At 34.4% G+C, this 12,637-nt stretch carries 16 protein-coding genes and 1 pseudogene; 7 read left to right on the top strand and 10 right to left on the bottom strand.

Translation table 11 applies throughout. From position 1 onward, the window contains the following. Nucleotides 1-77: 77 nt before the first annotated feature. From BTOYO_RS18900 to BTOYO_RS18885, 4 genes and pseudogenes are all read right to left on the bottom strand, one after another. The gene (locus BTOYO_RS18900) at nt 78-275 is read right to left on the bottom strand and encodes a hypothetical protein (RefSeq protein WP_000949415.1); all 198 of its coding nucleotides are present in this window, start codon (nt 273-275) and stop codon (nt 78-80) included. 15 nt (nt 276-290) lie between these two features. Next, nucleotides 291-590, bottom strand: a complete 300-nt coding sequence (locus BTOYO_RS18895) for a hypothetical protein (protein WP_002093819.1) — start codon at nt 588-590, stop codon at nt 291-293. 31 nt (nt 591-621) lie between these two features. Continuing rightward, nucleotides 622-920 (bottom strand): annotated as a pseudogene (locus BTOYO_RS18890) (malate synthase). 61 nt (nt 921-981) lie between these two features. Continuing rightward, a complete protein-coding gene (locus BTOYO_RS18885; protein ID WP_001067942.1) occupies nt 982-1,830 on the bottom strand; it encodes a CPBP family intramembrane glutamic endopeptidase in 849 nt (282 codons plus the stop codon). A gap of 140 nt (nt 1,831-1,970) precedes the next feature. Here BTOYO_RS18885 and BTOYO_RS18880 point away from each other — a divergent pair, with 140 nt between their 5' ends. Next, nucleotides 1,971-2,675: a response regulator transcription factor gene (locus BTOYO_RS18880; RefSeq protein ID WP_000283866.1), complete on the top strand. Its 705-nt coding sequence runs from the start codon at nt 1,971-1,973 to the stop codon at nt 2,673-2,675. Nucleotides 2,676-2,684: 9 nt separating this feature from the next. Further along, complete coding sequence (locus tag BTOYO_RS18875; RefSeq protein WP_001052538.1) at nt 2,685-4,427, top strand: ATP-binding response regulator; 1,743 nt, start codon at nt 2,685-2,687, stop codon at nt 4,425-4,427. A 94-nt stretch (nt 4,428-4,521) separates the two neighbouring features. Here BTOYO_RS18875 and BTOYO_RS26730 read toward each other — a convergent pair whose 3' ends face one another. The 3 genes from BTOYO_RS26730 to BTOYO_RS18865 all read right to left on the bottom strand — a co-directional run bounded on the left by BTOYO_RS26730 (nt 4,522) and on the right by BTOYO_RS18865 (nt 6,146). Next, nucleotides 4,522-4,716, bottom strand: coding sequence for a YxiJ-like family protein (locus BTOYO_RS26730; RefSeq protein WP_230305545.1), 195 nt, complete (start codon nt 4,714-4,716; stop codon nt 4,522-4,524). Nucleotides 4,717-4,815: 99 nt separating this feature from the next. Further along, complete coding sequence (locus BTOYO_RS18870) at nt 4,816-5,181, bottom strand: VOC family protein (protein WP_000473635.1); 366 nt, start codon at nt 5,179-5,181, stop codon at nt 4,816-4,818. A gap of 62 nt (nt 5,182-5,243) precedes the next feature. Next, nucleotides 5,244-6,146: an AraC family transcriptional regulator gene (locus BTOYO_RS18865; RefSeq protein WP_000446845.1), complete on the bottom strand. Its 903-nt coding sequence runs from the start codon at nt 6,144-6,146 to the stop codon at nt 5,244-5,246. A gap of 118 nt (nt 6,147-6,264) precedes the next feature. Here BTOYO_RS18865 and BTOYO_RS18860 point away from each other — a divergent pair, with 118 nt between their 5' ends. Beyond that, nucleotides 6,265-6,768, top strand: coding sequence for an RNA polymerase sigma factor (locus tag BTOYO_RS18860; RefSeq protein WP_002038125.1), 504 nt, complete (start codon nt 6,265-6,267; stop codon nt 6,766-6,768). Nucleotides 6,769-6,773: 5 nt separating this feature from the next. After that, nucleotides 6,774-7,898 carry an anti-sigma factor gene (locus BTOYO_RS18855; protein WP_000501647.1) on the top strand — a complete coding sequence of 375 codons (1,125 nt, stop codon included), beginning with the start codon at nt 6,774-6,776 and terminating at the stop codon, nt 7,896-7,898. 43 nt (nt 7,899-7,941) lie between these two features. On the opposite strand, the gene BTOYO_RS18850 is transcribed toward BTOYO_RS18855, so the two are convergent. Next, nucleotides 7,942-8,919 (bottom strand): HD domain-containing protein, encoded by a 978-nt coding sequence (locus BTOYO_RS18850; protein ID WP_000587052.1) that lies wholly within the window; start codon nt 8,917-8,919, stop codon nt 7,942-7,944. Nucleotides 8,920-9,179: 260 nt separating this feature from the next. Between BTOYO_RS18850 and BTOYO_RS18845 the strand changes: the two genes are divergently transcribed. Then, complete coding sequence (locus BTOYO_RS18845) at nt 9,180-10,070, top strand: CPBP family intramembrane glutamic endopeptidase (protein WP_000536087.1); 891 nt, start codon at nt 9,180-9,182, stop codon at nt 10,068-10,070. Between the two features lie 72 nt (nt 10,071-10,142). Here the strand turns inward: BTOYO_RS18845 and BTOYO_RS18840 are convergent, their stop codons facing one another. Next, nucleotides 10,143-11,249, bottom strand: coding sequence for a metallophosphoesterase (locus BTOYO_RS18840; protein WP_000793638.1), 1,107 nt, complete (start codon nt 11,247-11,249; stop codon nt 10,143-10,145). 34 nt (nt 11,250-11,283) lie between these two features. Between BTOYO_RS18840 and BTOYO_RS28255 the strand changes: the two genes are divergently transcribed. Together BTOYO_RS28255 and BTOYO_RS18830 are read left to right on the top strand one after the other, a co-directional pair. Then, nucleotides 11,284-11,466, top strand: coding sequence for a hypothetical protein (locus BTOYO_RS28255; RefSeq protein ID WP_033657320.1), 183 nt, complete (start codon nt 11,284-11,286; stop codon nt 11,464-11,466). A gap of 280 nt (nt 11,467-11,746) precedes the next feature. Continuing rightward, nucleotides 11,747-12,112 (top strand): hypothetical protein, encoded by a 366-nt coding sequence (locus BTOYO_RS18830; RefSeq protein WP_000432655.1) that lies wholly within the window; start codon nt 11,747-11,749, stop codon nt 12,110-12,112. Between the two features lie 228 nt (nt 12,113-12,340). On the opposite strand, the gene BTOYO_RS18825 is transcribed toward BTOYO_RS18830, so the two are convergent. Then, nucleotides 12,341-12,592, bottom strand: coding sequence for a hypothetical protein (locus BTOYO_RS18825; protein ID WP_000435466.1), 252 nt, complete (start codon nt 12,590-12,592; stop codon nt 12,341-12,343). Nucleotides 12,593-12,637 lie beyond the last annotated feature (45 nt).

Here is a 12,637-nt window from a genome sequence, read left to right as displayed (position 1 = left end):
TGTCACTGAATTTTGAGGTGGGGGTCTTACTGCCCGTTAATGCGGGATAAAAAAAACTCTTCTACATAAGAAGAGTTTCACCTATTTTTAGACACTTTCCTCGGTTCATAATTCGGAATAAGAAAAGCACTTACAAACCAGCACATTAAACCAGCGCCTTTTACATATTTTACATATTTTACATATTCATAGTCTTGAAAAAATAGCGTCGTTATAATAATCGTAAAAAAACCTACTAAAACAAATATATACCCTATTTGTTTCTTCGATAACATAAGTACTTATCCCCCTTAAGGCAGTACATCTATTAACAAACTGAAATCTTGTACAGAAAAAGAACTATATTTCATAATACCTTGTACAGCTAAAAGTAAAACAAGACCGATCACACACATATAGTTAACACTTTCGCCACCCTTTTTTTCAGTAACCATGCCACCACTTATACATAAGACCCCTAATAAATGGAGCGCTAAATACATGAAAAAGTAGGCTTCCTCCCAGCGGAGAATAACATTTACTGTCGTTATTAGCACTATGCTAAGTAAAATCAAATAAAAAAACTTATTTGATGATATTGTTTCATTCATATAATTTTATACATTCCTTTCAAATTTAGAATTAATGATGTCTCAAAGCTATAAAGTAAATGATTGTTTTCATACCATAAAACAAAAGGAAAGCTCCCATTACTTTCGCGAATACTTTATGAACCCGCACATACTTCTCTTCATTTTTTCTGAAGATACGCTTCATCATTACTTCTAACATTAGACCGAATATTATTAAAATCCCTAATACAATAAGAAGAGAAATAATATTTTCTTTTAAATGAGTACTAGAAAATAAGTAATACTCCGGAAACACAATTGTATCTACTACAAGTTAAAAAGCCAATGACAAAAGCCTTTATCACACATATCTGTAATAGACGTAGCATCTATAATGTCTTTCAATATTTTTTCAATCGTTTTCTTCGTCTCATTTATCTCCCACTACATCTGCAAAACTCTCTACCTGCTCTGCGTATATAACTGGCACTTCTTTACTCCAGTATTTGCGGTTAACAAATAAAAAGATGAGTACTAAATTTAATCCTGTTATAAAAATAATCAGTCCTGGAAAGAACGTCGTATAGTTTGAGAAATCTGCAAAACTCATGATCTTTTCTCTACTTACTAGGAACGATGCACAAAGTACAAATGTATTATTTAACATATGTATCGCAATTGGCATGAGTAAGCTTTTCGTACGAATATATACGATTGATAATACGATACTAAATACGGCGGCACCGAGAAAATCGACATGTAATATCGCAAATAAAAGTGCCACTGCAATCATCGCTATACTCGTTCCCCATTTCGCAGCAAAGCGCTGAAGTAAAAATCCACGAAAAACAAATTCTCCAATAATAGGTGCGATAAATACAACCATAATAAATTGATATATATATCCCCCGGCACTATCTACAATCGGTTTGTGTAAAGCATTCATAATAAAATCTGGTGTAATCCATGCAAAGCTGTACATGTATAAAATCAGATACCCGTAACTGAACATGCACAACATAATCGTAATGTATATAACTTGCACCAAGTTAAATGTTTCATTTTTATTAAGAAATAATGAAAATGAAACACGGTGCTTTCTATACTCATAAAAAATCCATGCAATCGGAAGGATATAAAATATAAGTATATTTATAAAAGATGAATTTTGTATATGAAATGTACTTTCTAGCAATTTTTCACTACTTCTCGCTACTAAAATTAATAGTGCAAATACAATTAAAAAATATCTAGCTCGCATCATTTGAAACGGATTCACACTCATCTCCTCCCCTATGTTACTTTTATCATATCATTTGATTCTTAATTTTTTATAAAAGAAAACCTTAAATTTTCCTTAAAAATTCCATATGTTACAAAAAGATGATATGATATTCGAGGAAATTAAGGGGGATTCTTATGTATCAAGCAAATATATTACTCGTCGATGATGAAACAGCAATTTTACAACTACTAACTACCATTCTTGAAAAAGAAGGTTTTTCTCATATTACAACTGCAACATCAGCTGAATTAGCTTTATCTCTCATCGAACAAAACAATTACGATTTAATTATTTTAGATGTCATGCTTCCTGGACAATCTGGTTTTGATATTTGTCCAATTATTCGCCAACAAACAGATTGTCCGATTTTCTTCCTATCAGCGAAGGCATCTGATCTAGATAAAATATCTGGATTTTCATACGGTGCAGATGATTATATTACGAAGCCATTTAATCCATTAGAAGTCGTAGCTCGTATGAAAGCACAACTTCGAAGACATATGAAACAAACCGTACCACACGAACAAAAAGCACACTCCATTTCATTTGGGAGATTTGAAATTGATCAACATTCCGCAGAACTTACAGTAAATGGACACGTTGTCGAATGTTCCGCTCAACTGTTTCAACTACTACTCTTCTTTTGTGAGAATCCGAACTACGTATTTTCGAAAGAAGAAATATACGAAAAAGTTTGGGGAGCACCCGCCTATAATGGCGATGACAATACTGTTATGGTCCACATTCGAAAGCTACGCGAAAAAATTGAACAAGACCCAAGTAAACCAGAATACATAAAAACTGTTCGCGGACTTGGCTATAAGTTCGTTACAAAGTAGGGTGACGATATGAATCTTAATAAACGGCTTATCATCCAATTTATACTGCAACACGTTTTTGTTTTAGTTACATTACTTATTGCTGTAGTCGCTGCTTTCACTTATTTAATTTTTCTTGTTACTAGTATTTCATACGAACCTAACATTCCGGATTCTGATAGTTTTACAATTTCAAGATATATCTCTTCAGAAGATGGCGATATTACGTTAAAAACGGAAGTAAAAGATTTAATTAAAGAGAAAAATGATTGGATTCAGATTGTAGAGGAAAACGGGAAAGTCCTCTATCAATTTAATACACCAAGTGATGTCCCAACTTCTTATACGAAAACATCTTTACTCGCACATATACAGAATCATATAGAAAGCCCTTATACATTTACATATTGGGAAATTGAAGTAGAAGAAAAAAACGTACTTGTTATTTACGGCGGTATGTTAAAAAGTAATGCATTACTAAAAACAATTCAGAAAGAACACTCTTCTGTACCTACAGATTCGTTCACATTAACAGAACAAGAAAAACAGTTACTCTCTAAAGAAAAAGCAACGCTGCAAATATTTAATCATAGTGGCGAAGAGGTTTTTTCCTATCCAACTGGAAAGAAAAAAACACTTTCTACAATACAGACTGCTCTTAACGAAAAAGAACCGTGGAATCATAAAGAAAACACGTCTAGCTTTTACGATGCAAATAGTGGTCAGCTTCTCGTCGTTACAGCAAAAAATCAACGATACTACCCAGATGACGAAATTGAGGATGTATTTACTAAGAAGTTTCTAATCGGATGCGGATTAATCCTTCTTATCGTCTTTGTTTATTTAGTCATTCTATCTATTTGGTACGGAAATAAGTTTGGGAAACCGTTACTACACGCAATGCGTTGGCTTAAAAATATCGCTGGTGGAAAATATGAAGAGCCTGTTAGTAAAAAAGGAAAACCAGTTCGATTCAGGCGATCTGGTAAAGAAAAATGGTCATTTCGCTTATTTAGAGATGTTACTAGCTCACTAGAGCACCTTTCAATTACACTCAAAAAAAATGATGCGATGAGGCAAGTACTGCAGCAAACACGTGAAGAATGGATTACCGGTCTAACGCACGATTTAAAAACACCACTTAGCTCTATATATGGCTACGCATTATTACTAGAATCAAAGCAGTATAACTGGACTGATCGTGACATTCAGCAATTCGGCAGCGTTATGAAAGAGAAATCTCAATATATGACTACACTAATTGACGATTTAAGCTTAACGTATCAATTAAAAAATAACAGCCTTCCTGCCCAGCACGTAAACATTGAAATGAATCAATTCGTCCAAAAAGTATTATTACAATTTATTAATAATCCGACACTGCAAAATCAAAATATTGAATTCGTACCGAGCTCAAATAAAATTCAATATTTCATTGAAGAAAAATGGTTCCAGCGTATTATCGAAAACTTACTAGCAAACGCTGTGAAACATAATAATGAAACGACAAATGTAATCGTAAAGCTTTCGCAGGATGTAAATTCATTTACACTATCTATTTCAGATAACGGAAAAGGAATGGACGATAAAACGAAAGAACTTTTATTCGAGCGATATTACAGAGGGACTAATACAGAAGAAAGCAACATCGGAACTGGACTTGGTCTCGCCATTACGAAACAGCTCGTTCATGCCCAAAACGGGACAATTTCTATTGATAGTGAACTCGGGAAAGGAACGACGATTGTTCTTGTATTTCCGTTTCGTTCATAAAAAAGGTGCTTTACAAAAGCACCTTTTCTTTAATACTCTTCTATGATAACAATTAATAACTTCCGGATTTGTTCATATATGCTTAGTTGGCGATTCAATTCCACATATTGTTCCATATACCTATAAATAAATATTCTGGATACGCTTGTAAAAAGCTTTTATACAACAACTCTCTTTGTAATTCCAGAATTTTTTTAGAAAAAAGAACATAACTCAAATTCCCATCTATTAATGACGTATAACTGTAAAAATCCTCCACAAAAGAATCTGTCTTATATTCCTCTTCAATTCTTTCTATATCTTCCGATGGGTATGGTATTTCTAACTCTTCTTTTAAATATTCAAACTTTTGACGAAGTCCATGTTAATTTTTACTATGTCTTCTCTCCTATTTCCCTACTAACACAAACACATTCTCATCAGGCGCTTCCATTACCGCAACATGTCCTGATTCTGTTGGAAATGGTTCACGAATCCATTTTACATCTTTATTATCTTTTAAACTTTCATACGTTTGTTGTACATCTTCTACTAATACTTCGACTTCCATAAAATTAATATCCGGATGATTACTTATTACTAACTCCGAACTTTTTTCATCTAGAAACTTCAATCCTATTAACGTCCAAATAACCCCTTCTTCTAGTTCTCTTTCTATAATCCAGTTTTGCTTCATTCCCATTTCTTTATAAAAAGAAACCGACTTCTCTATATCCTTCGTATGTATAGATACACATTCTAGTTTTTTGAACATCTTCCCATTTCCCCTTTATTAAAAAGCGAACCATCTCCCAATGATTCGCTTTTACCCTATTATTATTTTTTCTTCACCGGTATCCAAAGCTCTACTTGAGCGAACTCACTCTTATCTTCGTGGCAACGCTCATCATATAGTTCAAACTCTGTAACGCCGCAATGTTCATATCCTGAATGCGGGAACCATTCTGAAAATACTGCATTCCACGTTTGATGAATGGACGACACCATTTCTGCATGAGGAACTTTCGGTGTTGTAAATACGGCATATGTTGCTGCCGGGAAAGTACGCTTTGCAACCTCATTTGGTACATTTTCAAAGTCTGTAACTTCCATTCCGATAATATAAGTGAAGTCCCCTGTTTCTAAATTAAAATCTGTACATAATCCAAGTTCTACCCATTGGCTCGTATCTTTACGATTCGGAATCGTTGTTCCAAGATCTTTTTGTAAATATTCTTGCCAAAATGCTGGAATGTCTTGGTGGTTTTTCCCTTCTTTACTTGTCGTCTTCAGTTCATAACCTGCCATTAAAAATTCTGGTTTATTTACAATACGATATTCCATTTGTATGCCCCCTAAATACGGATTTAATTTTCTTTGTTTTACATTCACACTGTAATACATCGGTGTTTCAATTTCTTGTTTTCGATATTCACTCGGTGTCATTTGAAATAATTTTTTAAAGGCTCTCGTGAACGTTTCATGAGATTGAAAGCCATGCTCAAACGCGATATCAATAACTTTTTCATCCGTATGAGAAAGTTGATAAGCTGCCCGGGCTAACCTCCTCTTTCGAACATACTCCATTACTGTATCACCTACTAACGCCTGAAATACACGATGAAAATGCGACTCAGAAAAACCTGCAATGCGAGCTAAATTACGCAGCGTCTGTTTTTCCATTACATCCTCCTCAATATAATCAATGGACCTTTGAATTTGTGTTTCATAGCTTTCCATCTCTGTTCACCCGCCTTATATGTATTATGATAAAAGAGAATCCTATCCAATTCTTGACGTTTTTTACTATAATTTTAAAAACAAATGTAACTTTTTTATATGTATTTCGTTGTTATGTATGAAGGGAGGGAAATTAGTGAAACGCAAACAATCATTAGAAGACATTTATTCAGATCATATGCATGATTTATTTCGCTATCTTCTCTCCCTAACCGGAGATTCCCACTACGCGGAAGATCTTATGCAAGAAACATTTTACCGAATGCTCGTCCATATTGACTATTATAAAGGAGAAGAAATTAGACCTTGGTTATTTACAATTGCCTACAACGCCTTTATCGATTGGTACCGAAAAGAGAAAAAATATAAAACAACGAAAATTGAAGAATTCCATTTACCACACGTGCCAAGTACAGAGCACTCTTATTTCGTAAAACATGAGATTGCTAGTTGGTTAGAAGGTTTATCTTCTCTTCCGCTCGAAAGACGAAATGTCCTGTTACTACGAGATTACTACGGATTCTCCTATAAGGAAATAGCAGAAATGACTGGTCTCTCATTAGCGAAAGTAAAAATTGAATTACACCGCGGACGAAAAGAAGCAAAAAGCATAAAGGAGTGATACAGATGGGTTGTGCAGAGTTTAAAAAACTATGGGAAAAGTACGAAAACGGAACGCTCACGCATGATGAACAAGAGCAGTTAGAAAGTCATATTGAGACATGTGAAGAGTGTGAAGCTTACTTAGATGAGCTGTTAGTAAAAACAGAGCCACTTAAGAAAAAGTTACCGCCAAAGGATATGAAAATTCCTTTTTGGAGAATTAAATGGAAAAATCGATTACAAATGTTTGGTTTCATCCTATCTATTTGTATCGTCATATATGTGATTGGTGGGATATTATCAGCCTTTTATTTTCAAACTAATAATGATAAAAGACTAGAAGAAATAAGAAGTGTTCCTTCTCTTGCAATTGAAGCAACTCTTCCCAATAGTCATGTTACGGGCGGTGGAACAAGTGTAGAAGCTTTCTTTCGTACAAATAGCCACTTTAATTTAGTGAAAACAGTCGGCAAAAAAGAAATTTCACTGGGTACATTAGAAACAAGTAGCTTCTTATCATCTGTAAATGTCTTAAATAAATCTTGGATGAATACATTCTATCAGCCAAAACTCTTCTTCGTTCACCCAAAAACAGAACCGGGTGATTATTTAAAAGAATCTTCAAAAAAAGTGTGGGATACACTTACAAAAGTACATGAAGGAACCGTTGCAGAAGTAGCAATTTCTTTTGACAAACTTTACACTTTAAAAGAATTAGAACCGCTTCTATATAGCGTATTTGGTGCACAAGAAATGCCGCCAACTCCTTTATGGTACGCTTTAGACACAGGACAAGAAAGAATAAATGAAGAAAATTTCATCCTATCTGGGAGCGACTTTATTGGATTTCCAGAACACATAAGATTCCTTGATGATGAAACAGAAAATCAGAAAACGCAAGAGGGTAAAGTAATTGAAATGATGCGTATTCTTTCGACACATAAAAAAACTGTAAGTAAAGTTGCTATGCTTCCTGAAAGCGAACTAAACTTAGATAAACGTTATAAATATGTAAAATATAACGGCGTAAAAGTATATGGCATTGTCATTACCGGCCCGTCGAAAGAATTATTAAAATTACAAAACTCCCCGCACGTACGTTATGCGACTCTTGGAGATATTGAGATGTGGAATTGGTTTGATAATTAACAGGAAAGAAGTAGAGCATCCAAAAGTGATGCTCTACTTCTTTTTAATTAGAAATCACTTTCACATACATCCCTCTCACCGATTTTTCATAAGCGATATCGCTCATCTCTCTTATTTTTTCTGATACGACAGATGACTGAACGATTTTCCCTTCACGAAGTAATAGCGGATCAATAAGACGGACTTTATTTTTCTGATGTAAATCATACTCACTTCTATCTTCTCTTACTTTTACATTTGGATGGACTTTTCTTAATAAAGCATATACTTCTGAATCGTTACATAGCTGCAATTTTACTATAAGCTCATGATCTTCAAGAAGAAAATCATCTGCATGAATAACTTGTTTATGAAGAGCTAACTTTAACGTCTTAGCTAACATATCATTTCCGTAAATATTAGTTGGTTGCATAAAGAAATCGATTACTTCTTTGTAATACGTTTCTGTAAACCATTCTGCCATTTTGATATTTTGAAGAACCATTTTCCCATCTACTTCGATGACATCCGATAAAAAATTGTGAACTTCTTCTAAAGAAACATATCCGTATGTATACATATCTCGTAATGTGTAATCCACCCGGTCTGCACATAATTCCGGCGCGGATCTTTCCAGTAACGTCCACTTCGAATCATCTAACAAAATATCTTCATAGTTATAACCATACTTTGAAAGAATTGCTGGAATTTCTGAGTTTTTCACAACAGAACTAAATATCTCTTCATGATAACTTTCATTCATATTATCAAAAACGTAATCTATTACATGAGAAAAAGTAGTATGTGATACGTCATGCAGTAAACCAGCAATCTGTTCTTCTACCGAACCACCTAGTTTTTTTATTAACAACATAACACCAACTGAATGATTAAATCGCGTTACATTCCATTTCTCATTCATTAAGTAACTTGCTCCGGTTTGATGAATCCCCTTCAACCTTTGCACTGGTTTACTTAAAATTAATTCTTCTAACACTTGATCTACTTCAAATTCTCCGTATAGTACATCTGATATGATCACTTACAGTCCCCCTTTTCAAGCAGATTCTTTTTATAGTATCTCTTTTTTAAAGAAGAGTAAATATACTATTCTATCATTCCAATATGAACGTTCTGTTTTCAAAAAAGCGGTCCTCTATTCTCATCAAGTTAAATCATAGAAATTAAAATATTTCCACAGTTCTTCTTTTTTGTTTTAATAGATTTATAAATGCATATTCATTTAAAAACAGAAATAATTGAAAATCGATTCACCATTATAGTATGAAAGGTCGGATAACTATGGGTAGTTATTTTCCAAAAGCGGGGAAGCTCATTGGTGGAATCATTATACTTCTTATTTTGCTTTCATCTCTTTGGCTTATATGGATCGGAGAAACAAACATTCGTTACAGTGGGGATCATACGGGCACACTGCCTTTTTGGAACAAGTGGATCCCTGTTATTGTCGGTATACTCCTTGTTCGTTTCTTACCATCTCATCATAAAAACTATAATCCCCTTCAACAATTTGAACTAAGGCGCATCATAATTCAAACTGTTATTTTATTCTCGAGTGGTTTCCTCTTCACGATTTGTCTCCTCACCACGAACTTTGAAGGAATGACATTACAATTGTGGTTTATGATATTTAAAATTATTTTATTATTATTCACTCCATTAATGCTTCTTTTATTTTATAAAAGTAACCCCGAAAAAGAACGACAAAAGCCTGTAAAATCAACGGGAGGTAATAGATGGTATCGGTTTACACCACTTATTGTCATTATAGTCTGGGGTTACTTCAACTTCTTTTCTACATTCTCTACACCATTTGTTTCAGCGAGAATGGAACCCACGATTTTAATCTTAATTTTACTTGTAGGATTTCTTATAAATGGTGTACTGGAAGAGCTTTTTTATAGAGTTTGGTTGCAAACACGTTTGGAACTATTACTAGGTACTTGGCCGGCTATACTTCTTACATCATTGTTATGGGCGAGCTGGCATATTGCATTACACGGCTCTGGTCATTGGGATATTGATACAGCTACGGTTATTGTGAACCATGGTATCGTAGGTCTATTCCTTGGATATTTGTGGGCGCGTTATCGTAAGGTATGGGTAATTATTATTGTTCATGGATTAATTAATGCACATCCACAACAACTAATTGAGATTATATTCAAGTAAAGGTCGCGATTACGAAATAAAAAATAAAAGGGATTATACATATTAATCATGTATAATCCCTTTTATTTAACCTTATTCAAACGTAACTTCTACCTGCACAATCTCCGACCTACTACCAAGTCTAAGCGGCGGTCCCCAAAATCCGAATCCAGAAGAAACAATTGCGTGGAATGCGCCTTTTTGTGCGTATCCCCAGTCTAGCTCGTACATTCTTCTCGTTACAATATGATTTGGTGCCATTTGTCCGCGGTGCGTGTGACCGGATAATAATAAGTCTACACCTGCCGCTGCTGCTTGTTTTAACTCAAATGGCTGGTGATCCATTGCTATAACAGGCATCGATTTATCCACTGTATTCATAAGTTGTTCAAAGCTTTGGCGATCTCGCTCTGTTTTATCTCTTCTTCCAACGAGATAAAAGTCATCTTCAATTGTGATCCCTTCATCTAAAAGAATACGAATATCAATCTTATCCATCTCTTGTAAAAACTCCGGAACCGCTCTGCCGTAGTATTCATGGTTTCCTAAAACGCCATATACGCCTAATGGAGCTTTCATTTGTTTCATAATATGACCCATGTTTTTTTGAATAAATACCCCTGGATGATCATCGATAATATCCCCTGGCAGTAAAATAATATCAGGCTCCATTTCATTTACGTGACGGACAAGTCTTTTTAAATGCGATACACCAGACAGTTTACCGAAATGCATATCAGAAGCCATCGCAATACGTAAACTTTTGCGGCCCTTCACCTTTTTCGGTATGTGCACTTCATATTTTCTTACTACCGGACTATACGCATTAAATACTCCATATGCAAAGATAAAGATAAACGCAGCTAATACAGCCGCCCCTGTCCAAATAATTGCTGTTTCTTTCTCAACCGAAAACTGTAAAAGAAAGACTGTTATATCAGCTAACGGCAATAACATAAGGGCGTATTGTATGACTGCAAACCAAATTGAACCAATCGTTCGAAGGAATGGGAGAAACTTAAACACTTGCACGAGAATATACGCATAAGAAATAAATCCGACTACGAAAGCATAATACCCCCAGGACTCCCAGCCAAATACTGCATGAAGCCAAACCCATCCGTTCCAGCCGATGTAAAACATAAGTAGCGTGTATATAATTAACATAGTAAATATATTGAAATAACGAAGATTCTTCACAGCTAGCCTCCTTATTGATTTCTTCTATTATAACTTGTTATGCACGTTTAACGTAAATATTAAGCACAGCAATCTTCACAATAAAAACATTGATAAGCACAGCGTTTTAAAATTTTTAGGAACTGCTGTAATGGGCATTTTAGAATCTTACGTGTTAGGCCAAATTGATAATGATATTGAATATGTTGCGATGCAGGTTGGGTTGGAAACAACGTAAAAGATGTTGATCAAAAAACATTTAATAAATCATTTACACTAGATTGAAAGAATAAAAAATTAGTAGAGAAAAAATAAAGAAAACCGAATCGCCACTTAGATGACGGTTCGGTTTTTAAAGTTCGTTACCTTACTTTCAACAATTGAGCTAGCTCTTTAAGACTCCCTCTCAAAGAAAGTTCGTTATTTATGTTAAAATATTGCGAGTAAGTTTCTGTCCTTAACGATTTTATCACGTATTAAACAAAATCATTTAAAAACGAAGAAAGGATGGTACTAACATGGAAAACGTATCAGATGTACATAAAGAGGAATCAATAAAATCCTTACAGTCAACAATCCGTAAACTCGAAAGTGCCTTGTCACAAATGACTCAGAAAGGCTCAAATACTACGTTAGTAAAGAAACGCCTCCAGGCAGCTTGTATCGGCTTAGCAATGCTAGATAGTGTTTGGAATCAAAAACCTCATCATTACAACCAGGAAGATTTAGCAGAAGCTCGCAATGTTCTTACCGGTTTGCTACCATCAATTGAAAAAATTTACGTTAAGTCAAAGGTTGGTAGTCCTCAAAGAACTCTTTTAGAAAGAAGGATTAAATCTTTGGAACTTGCTATTCAAGCGATTAATAACACTTCTAATGAGTAACTTTTCCAACTAAAAAGTGGCAGGTGCTTTCATTCATTAAGAACAAAACAACTGTAAAGAGCCTTACTACAAACGTGTAGCAAGGCTTTTATTTCGAGCTTTATTATTTATAAGTACAATTATAAGCAGATTAATTTATCGTCTTAAACCCATTGTACTCATCCTTTTATTGATAACAATTATCAATAAATATCAAAAATAATAAACACCCCATCAAATGATGAATGTTTATTTATTACACAAATATGCTTTACGATCATTTTTAAATAATAAATAGTGCGCTGTATGAACTTTCCTCTCCAAATAATCAATTGAATACGTACCAGATGGATCTACTAAATCACCAATTGCTCCTGAAAGCTGGTCAATTACTTTCTGCAGTGTTTCTAAGTTTTTCTTCTCATTTTCAGCGTTCATTTCATCCATAATGTCACAAATAAGATATTGCACTCGCCGCAAACGTAATTCCTTCTGCTCCATGTATATCTCCTCCCTACTAGTCATATTACGGTTTAAATATATGGT

The sequence above is a fragment of the Bacillus toyonensis BCT-7112 genome (assembly GCF_000496285.1).
GTDB lineage: Bacteria > Bacillota > Bacilli > Bacillales > Bacillaceae_G > Bacillus_A > Bacillus_A toyonensis.
Note: the sequence above shows the minus strand (reverse complement) of the source record. Positions and strands in the feature narration are given on the sequence as shown.